Consider the following 23,473-nt stretch of genomic DNA (forward strand, 5'->3'; position numbering starts at 1 on the left):
CTTGGAGATGTGTAATTAAAGAGCGCCAGCCTCGCGCCACAAAAGTAGGAGCTAATCTCGGCCAGCATTCAAACAAAGCTGCTTCAGAATGGATGGCTGCGCCGATGCCCGAATCTTATTAAAAGAATATTGTGGAGGTTCAAACCGAAACAGCAACGGGCCTCGTAGGGCAGAGAAGAAGGACACTGACTGATTGCAGGTTTCAGATTATTGGCATCTTACGTTAGCGGTGTTCAGAGTGCCACATTTTTATCTATTCTTTCACCCAACCCTTTTCATTTTATGAAAAACCTTCTTACTCGTCCTCTTTTCCACGTTGCTCTACTCGCAACTTCGGTGGGAGGGATGTTGGCCTGGAGTGGTCAGCATAACACGCTGGAGGCTTCGAGCCACCGCGAAGCGCCGCTCATCGCTGATGACCCGTTGGCCGATAACACCGACCTCTACGCCTTTCGCTCGCCCGAATCGCCCGCTAACGACGCCAACGCCAGCGTCACCATTATTGCCAACTATATTCCGCTGGAGCTGCCCCAGGGCGGCCCGAACTACAACACGTTTGGCGAAAACGTGCGCTACGAAATTCACGTCAAGAACAACGCCGCCACGGCCGGTGACGACATCACGTACCGCTTCACCTTCACCCGTACCAACCAGGACCCGACCACGTTTTTCAACATCCGGCTGGGCCAGCAAAACCTAAAAACCACCTACACCTGCGAGAAAAGCGTGGCTGGTGGAGCCTTCACGACCATCGTGACCAATGGCGTGGTGCCGCCGCCCAACATCGGGCCGCGCTCCATCGGCGGCGCAGCCGGCCTGGCCGCGCCCTTGCGCACCAACAACTACGAGACGTTGCTAACCGGAGCGGTGCAGAGTCTGGGTGATGGTACCAAAATCTTCTGCGGCCCAACCGACGACCCGTTCTTCGTGGACCTGGGCGGCATTTTTGACCTAGGCGGCGTCCGTGCCCCCGGTGCGGCCCGCGACGGCGTAGCCCGCAAAAACACGCACGCCATCGCGCTGCAAATCCCGGTATCGGTGCTGCAAAAAGCTAGTGCGCCCGCCCTGTCTTCAACCACCAGCATTCTCGACGGCAACTACATTATCGGCGTGTGGGCTTCGGCCAGCCGGCCCTCGACCCGCGTGCTGTCGGCCACGGGTGCCGCCTCTACTTTTTCGGGGAGCTACGTGCAGGTTTCGCGCCTGGGCATGCCCCTGCTGAACGAGGTTATCAACCCCATTGGGGACAAAGACGCCTGGAACGCGGTAACCCCCTATGCCGAGGCCGCCGTAACGGATGATTACCTTTCGAACCCCGAGCTGGGCCTGTACGTGGCCGACAACACTCCGGTAGCTCCGGCCGGACCTAAGGTGGCGGGCCAGACCTACTTCGGCGAGGCTGTGCCCGGCTTCGGCCCCTTGCGCATCCAGAGTAAGTCGTTGGCTGGTCAGGCGCTGCTGGGTGGAGCAAGCTTCGCGGGCTTCGACTTCCGCAACGGTGCGGCTGGCCTGAGTGGCTTGGCTGGCAATGCTTTGCTGAACGGTACGGCTCTGGCTCCAATTGCTAGCGGTGGCTATGGCGAATACCTGCTGCGCGCTGGCAAACCCCGCTCAGTCGACATTTTGCCCATTTTCCACACGGGCGTGCCCAATGCCATTCCGTATCAATTGGCCACTGGCAAAGCTGGCAACCCTCTGGCCGCTGGTAAACCATTCATCAACAACTTCCTGCTCGTGGGCGGCTCGCCCAGCAACCCCGGCGGCGATATGCTGCGCCTGAACATGGCCGTGCCTCCCACGGCCCGCAACTCGCCTGATTTCAGCTCGGAAGGCCTGCTGTACGCGGCGGTGCTTGGCCTCACCGACCCGCGCTTCAACGCCAGCAACACGCTGCAACTCATCCCGAACATGGATGGTTTCCCCAACGGCCGTCGTTTGGAAGATGACGTGACGCGCATCGAACTGCAAGCCGTGGGTGGGGTTGTCCTAGCCGCCATTGGCCTGTGGTACGACGACTTCACTCCAGCCAGCACCAGCCCTGTTACGGCTCAATTGGGTAACGTATTGGGCTTCAACGCCGGCATCACGGCCAACGACACCACGTTCCGCGCCGCGTTCCCCTACGTGCAAATACCCTGGAGCGGCACCACGGCTCAGCGCATTGCTTTGGCTCAGCGTCCGGGCGGTCTGGGCCTGTCGCCTAACCTAACGGTTGCGCAAGCTTTCCCCAACCCCTTCCTCGACCGGACGACGCTGCACTTCGAACTGCCCACCAAGGGCACGATGAGCATCATCATCAGCGACGTGGCGGGCCGTAAAGTAGCCACCCTGGCCAAAGACAAATCTTTTACGAAAGGCACCAACGAGGTGCAGTGGCAGCCGGGTCGCGACGTGGCTCCCGGTCAATACATCGCCACGCTGTACAATGGCAAGACTGTCGTACAATCGGTGCGCATCGAGCGCCAGTAAACGGCGCTAAGCGCTGAGTAAAGAGAGCCGTCGTTGAGCCCGGATTTGGGCTGGCGGCGGCTCTTTTTTACTTGTTACTTTTACTACTACCCACCCATTCCTCTGTCTCTGTCTTGAAAAAATATCTATACCCCAGTCTACTAGTGGTATTTGGCCTGTTGGCCGCGGCCATTTTTCTTTTCAAGAAACCCATCACCCCCCAGATGCCCACACTAAAAGAGCGGCACGGCGACCTCGCCGCTGGTGGGGAGTGGCTGAACACCAAAGCCGCCATTAAGGGCTTGTTGGCCAAGCTGCGTAGCAAGCCCGATGACCAAAAAAGCCGCCTGCTGCTAGCCCAGGCCTATATGCAGGAAGGCCGCGTAACCGGCGACCACCCCTATTACGACGGTGCCGCCATGCAATTGCTGGAAGAGGTGCTGCACGCCGAGCCCGAAAACTTCGAAGCCCTGTGCTGCAAAGCCTCGCTGTGCCTGACCCAACACCACTTTGCTCAAGGCCTGGCCCTGGCCGAGCAAGCTCGACAGCTCAACCCTAACAGCGGCTTTGTATACGGCTTGCTGACCGATGCCAACGTGGAAATGGGCCATTATGATGAGGCTATTAAAATGGCTGATAAGATGAATGCCGTGCGCCCCGACTTGCCGGCTTACGCCCGGGTGAGCTACCTGCGCGAAATTCACGGCAACTTACCTGGCGCCATCGAGGCCATGGACTTCGCCGTAAAAGCTGGTTACATTGGGCTGGAGCAAACCGAGTGGACCCGCGTGGCGCTGGGCCACCTCTACGAAGTGAGCGGCGACACCGCCCACGCCCGCGGCCACTACCTGATGGCTCTGGCCGCTCGGCCCGGCTATGCTTATGCCCTCGCCGGCCTGGGCCGCATGGCCGCTGTGCGGAAGGACTACGCCACGGCCATCAGGCTCTATCAGCAGGCGCGCATTACGGTGCAGGACTATGCTTTTGCCGATGAGCTAACCGACTTATACCGCCTAAATGGCCAGCCGGCAGAGGCGAAAAAGATGGCCGCGGAGTCCATCGCCATGCTGGCCAGCGCTGCCGAAGACGCCGACAACAACGAGCAGATGGGCCACTACGCCGACCGTGAACTGGCCTACGCCTACCTCAAAACCAACGAGCTGAACAAGGCCCTGGAACACGCCAAAATCGAGTACGAGCGCCGCCCTGACAACATCGACGTGAACGAAACCATGGCCTGGGTGCTCTACAAGCGCGGCGCGTTTGCCGAGGCCCAGAAGTACATGCAGGTGGCCCGCCGCACGGGCTCGCAACACCCGGTGCTGCTGTGCCGCGCCGGCCTCATCCTAAGCAAGCTGGGCAAAAAGGCCGAGGGCCAGGTGCTGATTGAAAAGTCCCTGAAAACCGCGCCCTACCTCAACCCTGAAGTGGAAGCGGAGGGGAAGAAGCTATTGGCTGCCCGCTGAGCATACAGAGCTTTTTTCTGCATAAATAATGAATCTACCCAGACCGTTTCGGGGAATGAGCTTGTGGCGCCGTGCGGTGGTGGCGCTGCCGTTGCTGGTGCTGCTGACCTTGCCGGCGACGGCGCACGTCCTGAATACGGACCTGTCGAAGCTGTCGCGCACGGAGATTTTGTGGACCTACCTGCAATTGGGGTTCACGCATATTATCCCGCTGGGGTTCGACCACATTCTGTTCATCATCAGCCTCTACATTTTGGAGCCGCGGCTGAAGCCGGTGCTGATGCAGGCCACTGCGTTCACGGTGGCACACTCCATCACGCTGGGTTTGGCTATGTATGGGCTTGTGCAGCCGCCGTCGGCCATTATTGAGCCTATTATTGCGCTGTCTATCCTATTTGTGGCGCTCGAAAACATTATTACCGACCGGCTCAATCCGTGGCGGGTGGCCATTGTGTTTGGCTTTGGACTAGTGCACGGCATGGGTTTCGCCAGCGCGCTAACCGAGCTGGGACTACCAAAGAAGGATTACTTCGGCTCCCTCATTTCGTTCAACGTAGGCGTGGAGCTTGGGCAGGTTTCGGTGATTTTGCTGTGCTGGGCGCTGGTGGGCCGCTGGGCCGCCGATAAAAGCTGGTACAAGCGCCGGGTGGTTATCCCGGTTTCGGTGGTAATTGGGCTGGTCGCGGCGTACTGGACGGTGGAGCGCGTGTTTTTTGTTTAGGTTAAACGATGCTGCGTTCCTTTCTCGTTCTGCTCCTCTTGGCCCATTACCTGCTGATGGTGGGCGCCGGCTTGCTGGTGGAGCGGCCCGATGCGCCGGCTTTTTCGGGCCTGCATCCCTACGTGCACAGCAAGCTATGCCAGCAGCGAAACTACCTGCGCCTCGACTGCTTTGAGCAGTGTGATGGCCATCAGCAGGAGGTAAAGGCCAAACTACCCATCGGCGGGGGCCGGCATTTTTTAGCCCAGCTAAAAGGAGTGGATGTGCATTGCACCGCCGCGCCGGTTGAATACCCCCTGCCACTGGCATGGCACGCCGTTGGCGCGGAAATGCCGACAGAAGCGGCCGCCCACGAAGCTGCCGGGTTTGGGGGGCGTGATTATCCGCCGCCCCGCCGGGGATAAGCCGATGCTGGCTTTCATTGGGCTCAAGCCTGATTGAAGCCACTGATAAGTTCACCTGCCAGAGGGCAGGCGTCTTCTCGTCTTATTCCTAATTGGACGCAGTGAGCGGGGTGTCTTCACGTCCGGCCCGCGTCCTACTTTCTGGCTTTATGATTTCTACCTTTTTACTGATAATATCTCGCCGCTGGTGGGGGCTGCGCCGCGTGGGCGTGCTGCTGATTCTTCTGATTTCGGTTCAACATTTATTTGCGCAAGGCGTAGCTACCTTGCAGGGCACGGTGGCCGACTCACTTTCGGGTCGGCCGGTGGCGGGCATGAGCGTGGGCTTGCAAGGGCAGCCCGGTGGCACGGCGACCGATGCTCTGGGTAATTTCAGGCTGGGCGGCCTCGCGGCTGGGGCCTACACGCTGCGCCTGGGCGCGCTGGGCTACCGCGCCACAAGTATTCCGTTGACCTTGACGGCGGGCCAAAACCGCCTCGCCCTGCGCGTGGTCACCACCTCGCTCAGCCTCGCCGAAGTAACCGTGAGCCAGGCCCGCGACCCCAACCAGAACTTGGCCGCCATCTCGCATATCGACCAGCAATTGCGGCCCTTAAACTCGGCCCAGGACTTGCTGCAGCTGGTGCCGGGCCTGGTCATTGCGCAGCACGCGGGCGGCGGCAAGGCTGAGCAGATTTTCCTGCGTGGCTTCGACTGCGACCACGGCACCGACTTTGCCGTGAGTATTGACGGGCTGCCGGTGAACATGGTGAGCCACGCCCACGGCCAGGGCTATGCCGACTTTCACTTCGTAATTCCTGAGACAGTGGAGCAGTTGAAGGTGTACAAAGGCCCTTATACGGCGCGCTTTGGCGATTTCGCTACGGCCGGGGCTGGCGAATTCAGTACCAAAACCCGGTTGGAGCGCAGCCAGGTGAAGCTGGAGGCCGGCCAGTTTGACACCCGCCGGGCCTTGGTCATGCTCGACTTGCTGGGCCAGAGTCACCACCTGCTCAGCAAGCGGCCCGAAAGCGCCTATGTGGCCGCCGAGTACAGCTTTACCAACTCGTACTTTGATGTCAAACAGCACTTCAAGCGCTTCAATGGCCTGCTGAAATACACCGGCCAGCTCTCGGACAATACTTCGCTGACGCTGCTGGGCTCGCACTTTAACTCGAACTGGGATGCCAGCGGCCAGATACCCGAGCGCGGCGTGCGGGAGGGTTCCATCTCGCGCTACGGCAGCATCGACCCCAGCGAGGGCGGCCGCACCGACCGGACCAATGCCTCCGTGGTGCTCACTACGGCGCTGCCGCACGAGGCCGTGCTGCGCCAGCAGGCCTACTATTCCAACTACCACTTCAATCTGTTCTCCAACTTTACGTTCTTCCTCGAACGGCCTGATGTGGGCGACGGAATCAACCAGACCGAAACCGGACGCAATATCTACGGCTACACGGGTACTTACGACCGCGACGACCAGCTCGGCGCCCGCTCGCTGCACAGCACCCTGGGCGTGGGCACCCGCATCGACGACGCAGGCCTGGCCCTGCGCAACGCCGTGCGCCGCCAGGTGACCGATACCATCACCGCCGGCCGCTTGTTTGAGCAGAATATCAACGCCTACCTCGACGAAACGCTGGGCCTGACCGACCGCCTCACGCTGAATGCGGCCGTGCGGCTCGACGTCTTCACCTTCGATTTTCGGGGCGTGCTGGCCAACGAAACGACCCAGGCCCTGGAGCCGCTGCGGGGCCGCCTGACCCGCGCCATCGTTTCCCCCAAACTCAATTTGTACTATCAGTTGTCGCCGGATGTGCAGCTGTTTGCGCGGTCGGGCTTCGGCTTCCACTCCAATGATGCGCGGGGAGTGATTCGCGGCACCGACGAAAACGTACTGCCTCGCGCCCTGGGCGGCGAGGTGGGCAGCACCTTTAAGCCGGCTCCCAGCCTGGTAGTGAATGCCGCCCTCTGGAGCCTGCACCTGCAAAACCAGCTGGTGTACGTGGGGGACGACGGCAACGTGGAGAACACGGGCCCCACCCAGCGCTACGGCGTCGATGTGGCGGTGCGCTACCAGCTGAGTCGCCGCCTGTTCCTCGATACCGACCTCAACTACAACCACGGCCGCCAGACCGAAGCGCCCGCCGAGGCCAACTACATTCCGCTTGCACCCACGTTCACCACCATCGGTGGCCTTACGTATAAGCAGCCCAATGGCCTGAGTGCCAGCCTGCGATACCGCCACATCGACAGCCGCCCGGCCAACGATGAAGGCAGCATCCGGGCCCGCGGCTATTTCCTCGTCGATGCTGTGGCAGCTTACACCCGACCCCGTTTCCAGGTGGGGGCCACCGTCGAAAACCTCTTCAACGTGAAGTGGAACCAGGCTCAGTTTGCCACCCAAAGCCGCCTGCCCGGCGAGCCCGCCGACGGCGTGGATGAATTGCACTTCACGCCCGGCACACCGTTTTATGCGAAGCTGAATGCCAGCATTTTCTTCTAAAAAGAACGATGTAGAGACGCCATCCTTGGCGTCTCGTCGTTGAACAATGACGGGCAAACGGCGCGGACGACGAGATGCTAAGGGTGGCGTCTCTACACCGGGCGGGTTAATCTATTCAGATTCTAGGTGACGCAAGTTGCGACGCGGCTACTACAAACCTGTCGCCGCGCTGCTGCTATCCTGCAACTTGTACGAAGCGGCCGGCTAATGGAAAGAAGTAGATCAATACTGTTTTGCCTGCAAAGTGAAATAATGACAATAAATAATGCTATTTATGGGCTTACTGGTGCTCTGGACGAGTGTACTGGCACTGTTGCCGGGAGTACTGGCGCTCTTATTAAGCTTACTGTGGCGGAGGCTACTGTTGCCGAAGCTGAGCCTACTAGTGCGGTTGCCGCTGCTACGGGCCCTGAAGCCGGCCCGACCAAACCTGTGAGCACCTAACAAAAAAGCCTCTCCGAATAGTCGGAGAGGCTTTTTGCTGCCGGGCGCGGTGGCCCTGCTCAGGCGGGTTGGTTACTGCACCGCCACCTTCTGGCTGATGTGGAATTCGGGCATCGACAGCTGGTAGATACCAGCCGGTAGGGCCTTCTTCACGCCCAGGCGCAGTTCGTTCGAGCCGTTGTAGAGGCGGACGGTTTGCTCGTGCACCAGGCGGCCGGTGAGGTCGTGGAGGCGGACCGTGGCCGCTTGTTCGCGGTTGGTCCGGATGACGAGGTCGATACGGTCGGAGCTAGTGGGGTTGGGGTAAACGGCAACCTCGGCGGTGGGGGCCTCTGTGGCATTGGCGAGTACGGTGGCCTCGCGGCGGCCGGTTATGGCGCCAGTGACTACGGTGGGGGCGGTGTAGGTCACTTTCACGAAAGCGTTCTGGGCCGGGTTGGCAGTGCTGGCGTTTTTGGCTTTTAGCGTGTACCAGCCTTCAGCGGTGGGAGTGTAGGTGCCGCTGAGGTTGCCGGTGCCGGTCTGGCTGCTCACCACGGTGCCGGCGCTGTTGAGCACGGCCACGGTCAGGCTGCGGGTAGCATCGGTCGGGAACAAGCTGTAGCTAATGGTTTTGTTGGCGGCCACGTAGATACGGCCCGCCGTGCGGTAGGCCGTAGAACTAGCCGGGAGGGCGCCGCCCTGCTGGAGGCTGCGGCTGTCGGAGTCGCCGAGGTCGTTGGCCAGTTCCCATTCCTGGGTGGTGGCGAGGGTCGGGCGGGTGTAGCCGGTGGTGGCGTTCACGGGTGCCCACACCGAGTAGCCGCGGCGGCCAGCGGCGGCCGTGCCGTTGCAGGGCGGCGTGTTAATGCTCACGGTTTGGCTGCTGCTCACCGTGACGGTAGCGGTGCCATTGGCGCCGGAATAGTCCTTCAGCACGGTGCCGGCGGGGAAATCGCAGCTCACTGTGTTGTTCTGCCAAGCGGTGAAATTGTCGTTGATGCCGATGATGGCCTTGGTGCTGCGTTCAATCACAAGGTGGTCGGCGGCTTGCCAGCGTACCTTGTAGGCGCCGTCCTTAAAGCGCAGGTTTTGGTGGCACCAAATCAGGTTTTCCAAGTCTGAGCGTGTGGGCAAATCCACGGTGCTCTTGGGGCTATGCGAAAAGCGCTTGCCAGTGTTCCCGACGTTGAATAAGTCCTCGAAGAAAATCTGCGGCGAGCCATCCACGGCCAGGGCTGCGGCATAGGTAGCCGATAGGCGCGGGTCGAAGGGGTCGATGTGGGGCGCCAACTCGCTGCCCGTATTCCAGCCGATATAGTTGCCCGTGGTGCTGAGCTGCGGCCGGAAGGTGTCGTGGTTGTTCACGAAAGGCACCGTGCGGTGCACGTACTGGCCGTTGATAAGCACAACGCGGGTGTTCTGCTGGTAGCTGGGGAGGCTGCCCAGGTCGAAATTACCGCCGCTGCTCACGATGCTGTACAGGCCGTTGCGCAGCGAGAAATCGAAGGTGCCGGCGCGGTTTTGCACGTTGGCCGTCCATTGGTCGAGCTGCGAGGCGCCGCCCACAAACTCGCCCACGGCATACATGGTGGCACCGCCGTTAGCCGAGCCGGAGTTGTTCTGAAGGCTGTAGAGGAAATCTTCGGTCGCGAATTCCGGGAAGTGCTTCACCGCATCTAGCCGCACGCCATCAAACCCAACTTGTTTCTTGTACCAAATCAGCCAGTTGCGCGTGTTGGTGCGCATGTAGTCGGCGCTCTGGGCGGGGTTGAAGGTGGCGTTGGAGCTTTGGCCATACGAGCCGTTATAATAGCTCACATCGGGCCCAAACAGAATGGCATTCAAGTCGCCGGAAGTCGAATTGTTGCCGGGGTTGGGATTGAAGTTTTGCCAGTTTTTGGGGAAGCGCCCGTCGCGGGAGAGGTAGTTGGCGGCAGTTTCGTCGGTGGCGGGCTTGGTGAAGCTCACGTACCGGAAGTTTTTGTACTTGCTGGTGATGTTGTCTTCCCAGGCCGCCGGGTCCTGGCCACCCGAACCGACCGCCGAGCCGGCGTTATCCACGTGGTTGAGCACCACATCCTGCACGACCTCAATGCCGTTGGCGTGCAAAATGGCCACACCGCGCAGCAGTTCATCTTTGGTGCCCAAGCGCGTGGGCAGGAAGCCCTTCTGGTACTTGTCGCCAAGGTCATAGTGGTCGAATGGAGAGTAGCCGTTGCCCTGATTGCCGTTTTTGATGGACGGCGGCAGCCACACGGCATCAATCCCCATGGCCTTGAGGCGCGGGGCCAAATCGGCAATGTAATTGGCCCAGCCGTTGGGGTAGTTGGTATTCCAATAGTCCCACCAGAAGCCCTGCAGCATTACTTTTTGGGCGGTGGCGGCTTGGTTACCTAGCCCTAGCAGCAGCGCCAGTAGGAGTAGGAAGCGGGAGCCCCAGTGGGACGTGGAAACTCTGGTAGAATGCTTCATTATATGGGAATTGGGGTTTTATGAAGAAAAGATGGAAAGTATGTCTGTATTTCAATAGGGATTTTGCCCCTGCCTCAATACGTATTTTATGGCTCTAAGGTAGCCATTATCATGATTAAGGTATCACAGTGCCGCACTATTTTCACCGGATTAGATATAAGTTGAAATTTGACTTTACCATGATTTATTTTTTTGACTTGCCTCAATTTTCATGATTCTGAGGGATTTCAATCCGACGTGGCGAAATACCATTTCGGCATAATTTGAAAGGATTGTTTGCGGCATCGAACCCCCGGGCAGTACTTTCAGGAAATGGATAAGCCGAATGATGGGTAGGTTGAAAGCCGTGGGTGCTATTTTCAGAAAATCTTCGAGGGGACACGTATTGGGCCTGGCCGCCGCAATGATGTTGGGCGCCAGCTGCCAGTATCGGGCCGATGAAGCCGGAGCCAAGGCCAGCGCTGCCCGTCGTAGGGCCACCGCTAATGCGGGCGCCCCAGCCCAAACTACCGCGGCCGTGCTACCCGTGGTTGCCACAACTCCCGTGCCCCTGCCCGATTCGCTGGTGCTTACGCCCGTGCCGGCCGTGCCCGACGTGCCCGACACTTTGCGCCAGGCCATTCGGCAGCTGCACGCCTCCCTCGGCCCCGCCGCGGCCGAGCTCCGGCCTGAAGTGCTCGAACAAGCCTGCGTGGGCTACCTTACGCTGCACCCCACCGGCCGCATCGAGCGTGCCGGCCTGCTAGCCGTGGCCGACATGGACCTGCCTAATACCACCGAGCGTCTTTGGGTGCTGGACCTGAAAAACGCCCGCGTGCTGCACCACAGCCTGGTGGCCCACGGCGAAGGCTCGGGCCATCTGCGCGCCCGCCGGTTCTCGAATGAAGAAAAATCCGCTTGCACCTCGCTGGGTTTCTACCGCACGGCCGGCACCTACGATGGCATTCACGGCTACTCGCGCCGCATTGAGGGCCTCGACAAGGGCCAAAATGCCAACGCCTTCGACCGGTACGTAGTATTGCACGCGGCCGACTACGTTAGCCCCGAATACGTTCGGAAGCACGGCCACTTGGGCTACAGCCGGGGCTGCCCGGCTCTGCCGCCCGAGCAGTTTAAGGAAATCATTGCCAGCCTGCGGGCGGGCAGTCTGCTGGTGCTGAGCGGGCCCGGCCTGGCTTCGCGCTGGCTCGATGGCCCGGCCGCCGGACGCCGGTTTCTGAAGCGGGGCTGGCGCTAAGGAACCGGAGAGGAATAGCGCTTTTGGAATCATTCCGGGCCCTTTCCCGTTTGTAAGTCGCCCGCTGGGGCAAAGCTCTCGTATAAGATGCCAAATCGGCTGCCACTTAAAGGGCTGTCGATTCGCTCAGCTCACCCGCTAATCCTTCGAAATCATGCACCAGACCAGCGTAGTTCAGCGGAAACGAAAGTCCCAGCGGCGCCAACGCCTGGCGCGCCGGGTGCTGCCTTTCCTGGCGTCCTTGTTTCTGGCCACGCCAATAGCGGGCCCCGTGACGAAATCCGTGGCCGGCGGCCCGGGCAACGAGCTCCGGATGCCCAAGGCTAGTTTATCTCCCCAGGCAGTATTCGACCAGAAGCTGCGCACCACCTACGACGCCCTCGGGGCCGAGCAGGAAGGCCTGCGTTTCGAAACCTTCGCCAAGGCCATGACCGGCTACCTCAACCTGCGCCAGGCCGGCAAGCTCGCCGAAAATAAGGAATTGCTGACCGTAGTAGATTTCGACTTGCCCTCAACCGAAAAGCGCCTTTGGGTGCTCGACTTGGCCAAGAACGAAATCCTGTTCCACACCCTCGTGGCCCACGGCCACAACTCCGGCGAGAACGAAGCCACTACCTTCTCCAATACTGACCAGAGCAACATGAGCAGCCTCGGCTTTTACGCCACGGGCAGCGAGTATCAGGGCAAGCACGGCCATTCCCTGCGCCTCGAAGGCCTGGACGAAGGCTTCAACACCAATGCCGCCGCCCGCTCGGTGGTAATGCACGGCGCCGATTACGTGAGCGAAGACTTCATCAAGCAAAATGGCCGCCTGGGCCGCAGTCTCGGCTGTCCCGCCCTGCCGATGGACCAGTACGCGCAGATTATCGACGTGGTAAACGGCGGCACCTGCTTGTTCCTGAACAAGTCAGATGCGGGATATTCCTCGCAGTTCCTCAATCAGGATGTGGCCATCGCCGCGCTGGTACCCCAGGCGAAACCGATTTCATAAGCGCCTTTTTCGTAAGTGCCTTCTCCAAAACAGTTTTTAACTAAAAAGCCCTCCACAATCCGTGGAGGGCTTTTTAGTTAAAAACTGAGATAGACAAGCTTTTAAAGCTTCACTCCGAACTTCGCGCCAACCCCTTCCAGGTCTTTCACCACTGCCTCTAGCAGCGGAATGCCGTCAATGAGGCGATGCGCGGCCATTTCCCGCTCCGGGTCGCCGGGAATCAGCACCTGTTTGCCCTCCACGGCCTGCGCGTTGCGGAAAGTCGTAATCCAGTTATCCATGTGAGCTTTAAACTCGTCGGCGGGCCGAAACGCATCGACGCGCATAGCCCCGAAAAAATGGCCCAGACCCTGGCCCACGGGGTTGGCCGACGGCTGTAAGAAAGCTACGAAGGGTGGCACCCATGGTCCGTAATTGGCACCGGAGAGCACGGCTGAAAAGATGTCGACAATGCTGCCCAGCGCGTAGCCTTTGTGTGAGCCGGTGGCCCCGCCCAAGGGAAGCAGGGCGCCGCCGTTCTTCACGGCATTGGCATCGGTGCTGGGCTGGCCATTGGCGGTTTGGGCCCAGCCCTCGGGCAGGGGTATGCCTTTACGCTGCGCGATTTCGAGCTTGCCGTTGGCGGCGGTGGTGGTGGCCATGTCGGCTATGAAATCGGGCTGCTCACCGGCGGGCACGGCCACGGCAATGGGGTTAGTACCCAGGAGGCGGTCGAGCGAGTAGGTGGGCGCAACAAGGGGCGAGGCGTTGGTCATGGCCACGCCAATCATGTCGTGGGCCAGAGCCAGCATGGCGTGGTATCCTGCTATGCCGAAATGATTAGAGTTCTTCACCGAAACCCAGCCGGTACCCACTTGCTGGGCTTTGTCGATGGCTACGCGCATGGCTTTGGGGCCAACTACCAGACCCAGGCCGCCGTCGCCGTCTACTACGGCAGTACTTGGGGTCTCGTAGGTCACGCCCACGCGGGGCGTGGCATTAATGCGGCCCGCTTCCCACAGGCGCACGTAGCCCACGAGCCGGGCCACGCCGTGCGAGTCAACACCCCGCAAATCAGCCGAAAGCAGGGTTTCCGTGGCGAGGATGGCATCCGCCTCGGGGCAGCCAATGCTGCGAAAAACGGCCTCAGTAAACGCGAAGAGCTGGGTGTAGGAGAATGTCATCGAAAGCTGTAAGGCGAAGCGACACTTCGCTTTTTTAGAAGATTTGTATTGGAGTGACCGGAATATGAAGCAAACGCTGGCGTGGTCTGGCGCCGCTTAGCGCTATACCGCTAGCATTTCGGCCAGTAAGCCTTCCTTCAGCGCGTAGGCTGAAGTGCGGATGCGGGTAATGCCGGTTATTCCCAGAACGAAGTCTATTAGCACCGTGGCTAGTACCAGCATGTCGGCCCGCATGGGCAGGATGCCGGGCAGGGCCACCCGCTGCTCGTGGTTGCTGCTGAGCAGTTGGCGGTAGCTGTGCTGGAAGCTGCTCAAGCTCAGTTCGGTGCAAGGCGGCAGCTCGGCTTCAATGCGCAGCTTGCCCAACTGCATGTCGGCCAGGCTGTCGAAGCTGCCCGAAGCGCCTACTAGGCTCACCGGCTTGTAGTATTCGATGGCAGCCATGAGTGGCCCCAGCACCGTGGCCAAGTACTCTTGCTCGGCCGCCACCGCCGCGGCGGGAAAGACGCCCGTCGGGTCCGGAAAAAACCGGTCGAGCAGGCGCTGGGCGCCGATTTCAAAGCTCTGCTTCCAGAAGATGGTCGTTTGATTGGCGATGATGAATTCGACCGAGCCGCCGCCAATGTCCATTATCAGGTTTGGCTCGGTGCCCAAATCCACCGCTTGGCGCACGCCTTCGCAGATAAGCTCCGCCTCGCGCTCGCCGGGAATGACTTCGACGCGAATGCCGGTTTGCTCGAAGATATCGCGCACGAGGTCGGGGCCGTTTTTGGTCACGCGCATGGCACTAGTGGCCGTGGCGCGCACTTCCTTCACCTCGTGCAGCTCCATTTCCTCTTTGAAGCCGGCCAGGGTGTGCAGGGCGCGGGCATACGGTTCGGGCGCAATGATGCCCCGGCTGATGCCGCCCTCGCCCAGACGCACACCGGCTTTGGTGCGCAGCAGCACCAGGGGCTTTTCACCCGGTAGAGTGGGCATTTCCACGATGAGCAAATGGAAAGTATTGGTGCCCAAATCAATCAGGGCAATACGGCGGCGGTAGAGATGGGTCATGAAGCTGAATTATTCGGGGTGGCAACTAGCGTCTTGTGCATGCGAATTAAGGGCAGCTGCTCGCCGTCGGGGAAATCAAGGGTAAAATGCTCGCTGGTTTCGTACCCCAGCTGGCTATATAATGGGTGGCCGGGCAGCGTAGAGGCTAGCTCCAGCCGCCGGAATCCGGCCCGGCGGGCGGCAGTTTCGCACACCTCAATGATGGTGCGCCCAATGCCGCGCCGGGCCCACTGCGGATGAACGAAAAAGGCTCGAATTCGGCCGGGCTCGTGCTCTGGATTGAGCAGCGGGTCCTCCGTTTCCTTGATTTGGTCGCCGCCGTAGAGCGTGTTTCGCTTGCTCCACCCGCCACAGCCGACCATCGAGCCATCAGCCTCGGCCACGTAATAGGTACCGTCTTCGATGAGCTGGGTGTCCACGCCAAACACGTATCTCAGCGAGCTGTCAATTTGTGACGGTGTATAGTAGCCAACGCTCAAATGACGGACGGACTGTTCGATGAGCTGATTCAGCGCCGGTACGTCATCCAATACGGCTGTGCGCGTAGTAATAATCATGATAGCGAAGAAAGCTAACTAATGTTGTCGATGGTAAGTTAGAGCCGTTTCGGGACGATTGTAGGACCAAGCACGAGCGCGGACTTCTATTACGCGAGTCAGTGGGCTGGGCGAATTCGCGGCCTATAAGTCCGCGCTACTGTACAATGCCTTCCAAAAGTGCGCTAGGGCGCACCGCGGCCTTGCGGCCGCTTACGTGGCAAACCGGCAGAAGGTGCCCAGCGGTAGCTTCCGCTGGCCAACGTCATGCAGATAAATCTCTCCCAGCTCACGCACTGCTTTCGGCCCCGGAAAAATGGCCGTGGTCAGGTTGTCCAGAATCAGGGCCGAAAATCCCAGCGAATACAGGTTTACCACGAAGAAATGGTCATCGGGGTCGAGCAGCTGCTGGCTTAGTTTGAGCATCTCGTTCAGCTCATCCTCCAACTGCCATTTCTCGCCGTTGGGGCCGCGGCCGTAGGCGGGCGGATCGAGAATGAGGCCTTGGTACTTGCTGCCGCGCTTCACTTCGCGCCGCACGTACTTCATGGCGTCTTCCACGAGCCAGCGCACGCTGTCGAGCTGGCTAGCTTCCATGTTGTCGCGAGCCCAGAAGTTGACTTGCTTCACCGAGTCGAGGTGGGTGACGTCGGCCCCAGCGGCGCGAGCGGCCAGAGTGGCCGCACCCGTGTAGGCAAACAGGTTGAGCACGCGCGGTTGCTTGGCGCGGCGCTTCTTGGTCTGATTGTAAATGAATTGCCAGTTGGGGTCTTGCTCCGGAAAAAGCCCCACGTGCTTAAACGACGACAGCCCCAGCCGAAATTTCAGCTTTAGGCCATCGGGCCGTTCATAGCCAATAACCCATTGCTCTGGCATGGTGGGCTTGAGGCGCCATTGGCCTTTTTCGGTGCTGCCGGGGGCGCGGGCGAAGGCGGCATCGGCTTTTTCCCACTCCTTGAGAGAAAGGTGCGGGTCCCAAATAGCCTGAGGCTCGGGGCGAGCCAGTACGTATGGGCCGAAACGCTCCAGCTTCTGAAAGTTGCCGCTGTCGATAAGCGCGTAGTCGGGCCAGGGCGAGGTGGTAAGAAAATCGTACATAGAGTGCACAAAGGTAGGCGCAGGCTAATTTGGCAAAAGCTGATTGCGAACTTTCGGTATTGCTGTTGGTATCTCCAACCAGTTATTGAAGTGGTTCAGGAATTGACAAAAACACTCCACACGACCCGAAACAGAAGTTCTTAAACTGCTGCTTTTAGTCTTTTTCAGGCTCACTTGCCATGTCCGAAATAACTCGCTTACTTGATCAACTCCACCAAGCTTTCGACGGAGAGCCTTGGTCGGGACCCTCGCTGCTCACTACGCTGACTGGGCTCACGGCTGCACCCGCGGCCAGCCGGCCCGTTGCCGCTGCGCACAGCATTTGGGAAATCACGCAGCATCTCACGGCCTGGACCGGCGTGGTGCGGCGGCGCCTGGCCGAAAATCAACTGCTACAGCTTAGTGATGCCGAGGACTGGCCTCCACAGCCCGCGCTGCCCACTGAAGACCAATGGCAAGTAGTGCTGGTGGCTTTGCACAAGGCGCACGAGCAGCTCCTCACTACGGTGGCAGCAATACCCGAGGCTGGTCTCGACCACCATATCGGCAGTACTTTTGACAGACCCCAAGGGCTCGGTTCCACTGCCTACGCGACCCTGCACGGCATAGCTCAGCATTACCTCTATCATGCAGGGCAGATTGCGCTGCTACGCAAGGCTCTAAGCAACAACTGACTGACCTTGCTGCCAGCTGACCGATACCCAGGGCAGGCACTTATTTGCTGAGTATGAAACTGCAATTCCACAAATACCAAGGTACCGGCAACGACTTCGTCATGATTGACGACCGCGCCCGCACTTTCGACGAAACCGACCAGGCGCTGATTGCCCGTCTCTGCCACCGCCGTTTCGGCATCGGGGCCGATGGCCTCATCCTGCTCCGGGAGAAGCTTGGTTTCGACTTTGAGATGGTTTATTTCAACGCCGACGGCCACCCCAGTTCCATGTGCGGCAATGGAGGCCGGTGCACCGTGGCGTTTGCCAGGTTTCTAGGCTTAATCGCGGACCAAACGCGCTTTCTGGCCGTGGATGGCCCGCACGAAGCCCGCATCGAACCCGATGGCATTGTGCGCCTGCGCATGATTGACGTGGCCGCGCCACAACCCGCTGAAGTAGGGGAGGAGGATGTCTTCCTGCACACCGGCTCGCCGCACCACGTTCATTTTCTCGACCCCTCGGAATCACCAAAGCTGGCTGAATTCAACGTCTTCGCAGCTGGCCACGACATTCGATACCACCAAGCTTACGACCCCACCGGCACCAACGTCAACTTCGTCGAAGTGCCTGCCGACCCTAATGAGCCCTGGCCCGTGCGCACCTACGAGCGTGGTGTAGAGGACGAAACGCTGAGCTGCGGCACCGGTGTAACGGCCGTGGCGCTGGCCGCCTCGCAACGTGGCGCGACCTCGCCAGTACGCCTGCGCACGCCCGGCGGTGAGCTGGAAGTTGCCTTCGAGCAGCAACCCAGCGGCAGTTTCACCAACGTATGGTTGAGCGGCCCCGCCGTGCGGGTATTCGGGGGAGGCGTTGAATTATAAAGCAATTCTTCAAAAATGCACTCCGCTCCCGGAGGATTCTGCGCATCAAGCGATGTGGGCCAGGGGCGAGGTTTAGGAAGAACTACTAATAGAGGCCCAAACCTTCGGCATAACCTATAAACTTCAAAGGCAACACCCATGACCCTGCGTGCCCTGGAGCCCGACGACCTGGAGTTTCTCTATGCGCTCGAAAACGACCCTGACATTTGGGGCGTGTCGGATACGCTGGCGCCCGTGTCGCGCCACGCGCTGCGTGAGTACTTGGCGCATGCCAATGCGGATTTCTACGTAGTGCGCCAATTACGGCTGGTGGTTACTACTGAAATTGGTAGTGCGGCCGTGGGCGTGGTTGACCTTTTCGACTATGACCCATTGCACCAGCGGGCCGGTGTGGGCATCACTATTTTGGCCAGCGAGCGGCGGCATGGCTACGCCCGGCAAGCATTAGAAGTATTGAAAGCGCATGCCCGCCAAGTGCTGCGCCTGCACCAGGTGTATGCCACGGTGGGTGCGCGTAATCGCCCCAGTATGAGATTATTCGCAGCGGCGGGCTTTCGGCGGGTCGGCACGCGGCGGGCGTGGCTGCGCACTCCCGAGGGCTGGGAAGATGCCGTGGAGTGGCAATGCCTGCTTACTGTCAAGTAAGGCTCTGAGCCATGTTTATACTAGTATAGTCCAAAGGTTTAATGAACCAGTATGGAATATTCCGTAAAGTAAGCTGAGCCATATCCTTCTGGCATACGGTCCCGTATAAAGCGGCAAGCGCCCCGGTTCTCTATCCCTGGTGTTGTCCCGGTGCGGCGCGAAACCATTACTTTCCTGCCGTTCTCCATGCCACCTTCATCGACGGTGGAAGCACCCCTGCGTGCCTCCGCCAACGCTGCCCGGCCCAGCGCATCAGCCGCCGAAACTTCTGCTCCATATACCCTGCCCGACCTGGTTTGCTTTGCGCATTTGCACTGGGATTTTGTGTGGCAGCGGCCCCAGCACCTGCTGTCGCGCTTCGCCCAGTACGGCCGTGTATTTTATGTGGAAGATGCCTTTTATCATAACGACGACCTGATTGAGCCGCATATCGAAATAAAAGAACGCCAAAACGGGGTAAAAGTAGTGGTGGTACATCTGCCCCAGCGCCTGCGCCACGATGAAGCCGCCAGCGACCAGGCCCAATTTGAGGTGCTGAGCCAGTTTTTCCACCAACAAAGCATCACGAAATACGTTTTCTGGTACTATACGCCGATGGCGCTCGGAAAGTCGCGCCAATTTCGTCCCACGCTTACCGTGTACGACTGCATGGACGAGCTGGCCAATTTCAAGTTTGCCCACGCCGAACTGAAGAACCGCGAGCAAGAGCTATTTGGAAAAGCCGACCTCGTGTTTGCTGGCGGCCATACGCTGCACGAAGCCAAGCGCGAGCAGCATCCCGACGCTCACCCGTTCCCGAGCAGCATCGACAAGGCCCACTTCGGCCAGGCCCGCGGCCCGCTGCCCGAACCCGCCGACCAAGCCGCGATTCCGCACCCGCGGATAGGCTTTTTCGGGGTGGTCGATGAGCGACTGGATATCGAATTGTTGCGCGAGCTTTCACAGAATCACCCGGAGTGGCAATTCGTCATTATCGGGCCGGTGGTGAAGATTGATCCCGCCATTCTGCCTCGCACATCCAACGTGCATTATCTAGGCGGTAAAGACTATATGGAACTACCTTTCTATTTAAAAGGTTGGGATGTTGCGACTTTGCTTTTTGCTGATAATGAAAGCACTAAATTTATATCGCCGACCAAAACTCCCGAATATCTGGCGGCCGGCAATCCCGTCGTAAGTACTCCGATTCGCGACGTGGTGCGGCCCTACGGGGAACTTAACTTAGTGCAGATTGCTGATAACGCCGCCGATTTTGGGGCGGCCATCGCTAAGGCTCTCACCCAGCGCGACGACGCCGACTGGCGTCAGCGCACCGATGATTACCTGGCCACCATCTCCTGGGACCAAACCTGGCAGCACATGGTGAACCTAATGCAGCAGCGTCTCGCGGCCAAAACGCCAGACTCGGCCACCAACACGGCCACAGGCCAGCCTCTGGGAGCCAAAGTGTCAGAAGTCACGCTGCCCCTTGCTTAGCCTGTCCCTTGCTTAGCCTTAAACTGCTAAATACCTATTCTTAATCTGCTAGTCCTCCCTTTCCACATTTCCACACCTACATCATGTTCGACTACCTAATCGTTGGGGCCGGTTTCGCCGGCAGCGTGCTAGCCGAGCGGCTCGCCACCCGCAGCAACAAAAAAGTTCTAATTATCGACAAGCGCAGCCACATTGCGGGCAACGCCTACGACCACTATAACGAGGAAGGTATTCTGGTGCACAAATACGGCCCGCATATCTTCCACACCAATTCGAAGGACGTTTTCGACTACCTCGGCAATTTCACCGACTGGCGCCCTTACGAGCACCGCGTGCTCGCTTCGGTCGATGGCCAGCACGTGCCGATGCCCATCAACCTCGATACCATCAATAAGCTCTACGGCCTGAACCTGACTAGTTTCGAGCTGGACCAATTCTTCGCCTCCGTGGCTGAAGAAGTACCCGTCATCCGCACCTCGGAAGACGTGGTGGTGAGCAAAGTAGGCCGCGAGCTGTACGAGAAGTTCTTCAAAAATTACACTCGCAAGCAGTGGGGCCTCGATCCGTCACAATTGGATAAATCGGTGACGAGCCGCGTGCCTACCCGCACCAACCGCGACGACCGTTACTTCACCGACACCTACCAGGCCATGCCCTTGCACGGCTACACCCGGATGTTCGAGAAAATGCTCGACCACCCCAACATCAAGGTGATGCTCAACACCGACTACCACGAAGTAATAGATTTCATTCCCTTTAAAGAAATGATTTTTACGGGCCCGGTAGATGAGTATTTCGACTACAAATTTGGTAAGTTGCCCTATCGCTCGTTGGAGTTCAAGCACGAGACGCTGAACAAGGAAAAGCACTTGGCTGCGCCCGTAGTGAACTACCCCAACGAGCACCCCTACACTCGCATCACGGAATTCAAGGCCCTCACCGGCCAGGACCACCCCAAAACGGCCATCGTGTACGAGTACCCACAGGCCGAGGGCGACCCTTACTACCCCATTCCGATGGCCGAAAATGCCGACTTGTACAACAAGTACAAAAAGCTGGCTGACGAAACACCCAACGTACACTTCGTAGGCCGCCTCGCTACCTACAAGTACTACAACATGGACCAGGTAGTGGCCCAGGCCCTCACGCTCTACAAGAAGCTGACGGAAAAAGAAAATGCCGCGAAGCCCGTGCGTCCGGCCATTTCGGGTAGTACTTCGCTGGTTGAAAAGCTGGTGAGCCGCTCGCCCAAGCAAGAGTAGTAATGCGCCATGGCGCGTTCAATTGTTGACTTACTGTTGAACACTTGTTGAATGCCCGTTGCGACGGTCATTCAACGTCCGGACCTGCCGTAGCGCATTCCTAAACCCCTGAACTGCCACCTCATGCAATTGCATTGGGGTGGCAGTTTGATTTAAACCCAGACCAAGCTGAACGCTAAATCGGGTATTTGTTCTACCTCCTATACTCTCAAATGAATCCACTAGAAATCTGGGGTGGCATTGAATGCACCCAATGCCGTATCGGCGAAGGATACTATAACCAACTTGCACGCAATGGTCACTGGAACCGCATCAGTGACCTGGATGCCATTGCCGACCTGGGGCTGAAAACGTTGCGCTATCCCTTGCTCTGGGAGCACACCGCTCCCGAAAATCCCGACACCTGCGACTGGGCCTGGCCCGATGAGCGCCTGCCCCGTTTGCGCGAGCTTGGTATCAATCCCATCGTTGGCCTGACCCACCACGGCAGCGGTCCGTTTTACACGGCTCTGCACCAAGACAACTTTGCGCCCGGCCTGGCCCAGCACGCGGCCAACGTAGCTCGTCGCTACCCCTGGCTCACCCACTTTACGCCGGTGAATGAGCCGTTGACCACCGCCCGCTTCAGCTGCCTCTACGGCCACTGGTATCCGCACACTACTTGCCACCGCACTTTCGTGCGCGCTTTGCTTAACCAGCTCGAGGCCACGCGATTGTCGATGAAAGCCATCCGGGAAATCATCCCCCACGCCCAGTTAGTGCAAACCGAAGACCTGGGCCAGGCACATAGCACCCCTGCGTTGCGTCAGCGGGCCGAGTTTGAGAACCACCGCCGCTGGCTCAGCCTTGATATTTTGTGCGGCAAGGTCACGCCCGCGCATCCGCTGTGGGGCTACCTCACAGAGCACGGCGCCCCCGAAGCCGAACTCTTGAGCTGGGTTGAAAACCCTTGCCCACCCGATATAATGGGCATCAACCATTACGTCACCAGCGAGCGATTCCTAGACGAGGACATGGCGCATTACCCGGAAGAGTATCGTACTGTGAATGACGGAATGACTTATTCCGATGTCGAAGCCACGCGGGTAGGTGGGGTTGAAACCGTTGGCGTGGCCAACCTGCTGCTGCAAACTTGGGAGCGCTACCATCAGCCCATTGCCATCACCGAAGTGCATCTCAACAGCACCCGCGAGGAGCAGGCGCGCTGGCTGCAACACGTGTGGGAAGCGGCGCAGGAAGCCCGCCAGCAAGGTGCCGAGGTGCGCGCCATCACGGTGTGGGCCCTGCTGGGTAGCTACGATTGGAACAAGCTCCTGACCTGCAACGTGGGCTACTATGAGCCTGGCCCGTTCGATGTGCGTAGCGGGAAGCTTCGGCCTACGCTCCTTTCCAAGCTGGTGCGCACGCTAGCCCAAGGCGAGCAGTTGCATCACCCGGTGCTGCGAAGCCCCGGCTGGTGGCTCCGGCCTCAACGCGTGCTTTACCGCCGCCACTTAACCGAAGCCCGGAGTATGCATGAGCGCAAGCAGCCGTCGAAACCGACCGATAACTCACTCCAACAGCTAGACCATGCAGCTTAAGCCGGATAACCAGTCCGATAATGAAACCACGCCGGCGCCCCTGCTCATCGCGGGGGCGTCCGGCACGCTGGGCCGGGCGCTGAGCCATCTTTGCCAAGTTCGGGGCCTGCCAGCAGTAGCCTTGAGCCGCGCCGAACTGGACATTGCCAACCCCGATTCGGTAGCGCAAGCACTCGATGCGCACCGTCCCTGGGCAGTGGTAAACGCCGCCGGCTACGTGCGGGTAGACGAAGCAGAATCGGACGAGGAGCGCTGCTTCCGCGAGAATGCCACCGGGCCGGCCGTGCTCGCGGCAGCTTGCGCCCAACGGGAGTTGCCTTTCCTCACGTTTTCGTCGGATTTAGTGTTTGACGGGCAGCAGGAAGGGCCCTACACCGAGTCCTCGGTGCCCAACCCGCTCAACGTGTACGGCCGCAGCAAGCACGCTGCCGAGCAGCGGGTGCTGGCCGTGCACCCGGCGGCGCTGGTGGTG

19 protein-coding genes are annotated in these 23,473 nt (G+C 59.5%); 14 read left to right on the forward strand and 5 right to left on the reverse strand.

Going from position 1 to position 23,473, the window contains the following annotated elements; all coding sequences use genetic code 11:
• Positions 1–282: 282 nt before the first annotated feature.
• The 5 genes from WX88_RS22115 (at position 283) to WX88_RS22135 (ending at position 7,525) form a co-directional block, all read left to right on the forward strand.
• Entirely contained in the window at positions 283–2,469 is a 2,187-nt protein-coding gene (locus WX88_RS22115) for a DUF4331 family protein (RefSeq protein WP_046246606.1), read from the forward strand.
• A 113-nt stretch (positions 2,470–2,582) separates the two neighbouring features.
• Positions 2,583–3,914 carry a tetratricopeptide repeat protein gene (locus tag WX88_RS22120; RefSeq protein ID WP_052732982.1) on the forward strand — a complete coding sequence of 444 codons (1,332 nt, stop codon included), beginning with the start codon at positions 2,583–2,585 and terminating at the stop codon, positions 3,912–3,914.
• A 28-nt stretch (positions 3,915–3,942) separates the two neighbouring features.
• The gene (locus WX88_RS22125) at positions 3,943–4,635 is read left to right on the forward strand and encodes a HupE/UreJ family protein (protein WP_231590766.1); all 693 of its coding nucleotides are present in this window, start codon (positions 3,943–3,945) and stop codon (positions 4,633–4,635) included.
• 8 nt (positions 4,636–4,643) lie between these two features.
• Positions 4,644–5,039 (forward strand): hypothetical protein, encoded by a 396-nt coding sequence (locus WX88_RS22130; protein WP_046246608.1) that lies wholly within the window; start codon positions 4,644–4,646, stop codon positions 5,037–5,039.
• 149 nt (positions 5,040–5,188) lie between these two features.
• On the forward strand, positions 5,189–7,525 hold the full coding sequence (locus WX88_RS22135; RefSeq protein WP_046246609.1) for a TonB-dependent receptor: 2,337 nt from the start codon (positions 5,189–5,191) through the stop codon (positions 7,523–7,525).
• A 516-nt stretch (positions 7,526–8,041) separates the two neighbouring features.
• Here WX88_RS22135 and WX88_RS22140 read toward each other — a convergent pair.
• Positions 8,042–10,423 (reverse strand): alpha-amylase domain-containing protein, encoded by a 2,382-nt coding sequence (locus tag WX88_RS22140; RefSeq protein WP_046246610.1) that lies wholly within the window; start codon positions 10,421–10,423, stop codon positions 8,042–8,044.
• 346 nt (positions 10,424–10,769) lie between these two features.
• On the opposite strand from WX88_RS22140, the gene WX88_RS22145 reads away from it, so the two are divergent.
• Both WX88_RS22145 and WX88_RS22150 read left to right on the forward strand, forming a co-directional pair.
• Positions 10,770–11,660 carry a murein L,D-transpeptidase catalytic domain family protein gene (locus tag WX88_RS22145; protein ID WP_156176347.1) on the forward strand — a complete coding sequence of 297 codons (891 nt, stop codon included), beginning with the start codon at positions 10,770–10,772 and terminating at the stop codon, positions 11,658–11,660.
• 154 nt (positions 11,661–11,814) lie between these two features.
• The gene (locus WX88_RS22150) at positions 11,815–12,651 is read left to right on the forward strand and encodes a murein L,D-transpeptidase catalytic domain family protein (RefSeq protein ID WP_046246611.1); all 837 of its coding nucleotides are present in this window, start codon (positions 11,815–11,817) and stop codon (positions 12,649–12,651) included.
• A gap of 101 nt (positions 12,652–12,752) precedes the next feature.
• Here the strand turns inward: WX88_RS22150 and WX88_RS22155 are convergent, their stop codons facing one another.
• The 4 genes from WX88_RS22155 to WX88_RS22170 form a co-directional block, all read right to left on the reverse strand.
• Positions 12,753–13,814, reverse strand: a complete 1,062-nt coding sequence (locus tag WX88_RS22155) for an Ldh family oxidoreductase (protein WP_046246612.1) — start codon at positions 13,812–13,814, stop codon at positions 12,753–12,755.
• 102 nt (positions 13,815–13,916) lie between these two features.
• A complete protein-coding gene (locus tag WX88_RS22160; RefSeq protein WP_046246613.1) occupies positions 13,917–14,867 on the reverse strand; it encodes a Ppx/GppA phosphatase family protein in 951 nt (316 codons plus the stop codon).
• The gene (locus WX88_RS22165; RefSeq protein ID WP_046246614.1) at positions 14,864–15,424 is read right to left on the reverse strand and encodes a GNAT family N-acetyltransferase; all 561 of its coding nucleotides are present in this window, start codon (positions 15,422–15,424) and stop codon (positions 14,864–14,866) included. The genes WX88_RS22160 and WX88_RS22165 overlap by 4 nt, the downstream gene beginning before the upstream one ends.
• Positions 15,425–15,616: 192 nt before the next feature.
• Positions 15,617–16,501: a class I SAM-dependent methyltransferase gene (locus tag WX88_RS22170; protein ID WP_046246615.1), complete on the reverse strand. Its 885-nt coding sequence runs from the start codon at positions 16,499–16,501 to the stop codon at positions 15,617–15,619.
• 179 nt (positions 16,502–16,680) lie between these two features.
• Here WX88_RS22170 and WX88_RS22175 point away from each other — a divergent pair, with 179 nt between their 5' ends.
• The 7 genes from WX88_RS22175 to WX88_RS22205 form a co-directional block, all read left to right on the forward strand.
• Complete coding sequence (locus tag WX88_RS22175; RefSeq protein ID WP_046246616.1) at positions 16,681–17,175, forward strand: DinB family protein; 495 nt, start codon at positions 16,681–16,683, stop codon at positions 17,173–17,175.
• 53 nt (positions 17,176–17,228) lie between these two features.
• Positions 17,229–18,038 (forward strand): diaminopimelate epimerase, encoded by an 810-nt coding sequence (gene dapF / locus WX88_RS22180; protein WP_046246617.1) that lies wholly within the window; start codon positions 17,229–17,231, stop codon positions 18,036–18,038.
• Between the two features lie 138 nt (positions 18,039–18,176).
• Positions 18,177–18,683: a GNAT family N-acetyltransferase gene (locus tag WX88_RS22185; protein WP_046246618.1), complete on the forward strand. Its 507-nt coding sequence runs from the start codon at positions 18,177–18,179 to the stop codon at positions 18,681–18,683.
• Between the two features lie 186 nt (positions 18,684–18,869).
• The gene (locus WX88_RS22190; protein ID WP_197076897.1) at positions 18,870–20,159 is read left to right on the forward strand and encodes a glycosyltransferase family 1 protein; all 1,290 of its coding nucleotides are present in this window, start codon (positions 18,870–18,872) and stop codon (positions 20,157–20,159) included.
• Positions 20,160–20,242: 83 nt separating this feature from the next.
• The gene (gene glf, locus WX88_RS22195; RefSeq protein ID WP_046246619.1) at positions 20,243–21,421 is read left to right on the forward strand and encodes a UDP-galactopyranose mutase; all 1,179 of its coding nucleotides are present in this window, start codon (positions 20,243–20,245) and stop codon (positions 21,419–21,421) included.
• A 212-nt stretch (positions 21,422–21,633) separates the two neighbouring features.
• Complete coding sequence (locus WX88_RS22200) at positions 21,634–23,001, forward strand: family 1 glycosylhydrolase (protein ID WP_072053080.1); 1,368 nt, start codon at positions 21,634–21,636, stop codon at positions 22,999–23,001.
• Positions 22,991–23,473 (forward strand): SDR family oxidoreductase (locus WX88_RS22205; RefSeq protein ID WP_046246620.1); only part of this gene is annotated, 483 nt, incomplete at its 3' end. The genes WX88_RS22200 and WX88_RS22205, both read left to right, overlap by 11 nt.

Origin of the sequence: Hymenobacter terrenus (genome assembly GCF_000972495.1) — a bacterium.
Classification (GTDB): domain Bacteria; phylum Bacteroidota; class Bacteroidia; order Cytophagales; family Hymenobacteraceae; genus Hymenobacter; species Hymenobacter terrenus.

Coding starts and splice junctions, on each gene's coding strand:
- WX88_RS22150 (WP_046246611.1), top strand. CDS start 11,815: ATGCACCAGACCAGCGTAGTTCAGCGGAAACGAAAGTCCCAGCGGCGC.
- WX88_RS22190 (WP_197076897.1), top strand. CDS start 18,870: ATGCCACCTTCATCGACGGTGGAAGCACCCCTGCGTGCCTCCGCCAAC.
- WX88_RS22175 (WP_046246616.1), top strand. CDS start 16,681: ATGTCCGAAATAACTCGCTTACTTGATCAACTCCACCAAGCTTTCGAC.
- WX88_RS22155 (WP_046246612.1), bottom strand. CDS start 13,814: ATGACATTCTCCTACACCCAGCTCTTCGCGTTTACTGAGGCCGTTTTT.
- WX88_RS22200 (WP_072053080.1), top strand. CDS start 21,634: ATGAATCCACTAGAAATCTGGGGTGGCATTGAATGCACCCAATGCCGT.
- WX88_RS22135 (WP_046246609.1), top strand. CDS start 5,189: ATGATTTCTACCTTTTTACTGATAATATCTCGCCGCTGGTGGGGGCTG.
- WX88_RS22115 (WP_046246606.1), top strand. CDS start 283: ATGAAAAACCTTCTTACTCGTCCTCTTTTCCACGTTGCTCTACTCGCA.
- WX88_RS22165 (WP_046246614.1), bottom strand. CDS start 15,424: ATGATTATTACTACGCGCACAGCCGTATTGGATGACGTACCGGCGCTG.
- glf (WP_046246619.1), top strand. CDS start 20,243: ATGTTCGACTACCTAATCGTTGGGGCCGGTTTCGCCGGCAGCGTGCTA.
- WX88_RS22130 (WP_046246608.1), top strand. CDS start 4,644: ATGCTGCGTTCCTTTCTCGTTCTGCTCCTCTTGGCCCATTACCTGCTG.
- WX88_RS22170 (WP_046246615.1), bottom strand. CDS start 16,501: ATGTACGATTTTCTTACCACCTCGCCCTGGCCCGACTACGCGCTTATC.
- WX88_RS22125 (WP_231590766.1), top strand. CDS start 3,943: ATGAATCTACCCAGACCGTTTCGGGGAATGAGCTTGTGGCGCCGTGCG.
- WX88_RS22140 (WP_046246610.1), bottom strand. CDS start 10,423: ATGAAGCATTCTACCAGAGTTTCCACGTCCCACTGGGGCTCCCGCTTC.
- WX88_RS22160 (WP_046246613.1), bottom strand. CDS start 14,867: ATGACCCATCTCTACCGCCGCCGTATTGCCCTGATTGATTTGGGCACC.
- WX88_RS22185 (WP_046246618.1), top strand. CDS start 18,177: ATGACCCTGCGTGCCCTGGAGCCCGACGACCTGGAGTTTCTCTATGCG.
- dapF (WP_046246617.1), top strand. CDS start 17,229: ATGAAACTGCAATTCCACAAATACCAAGGTACCGGCAACGACTTCGTC.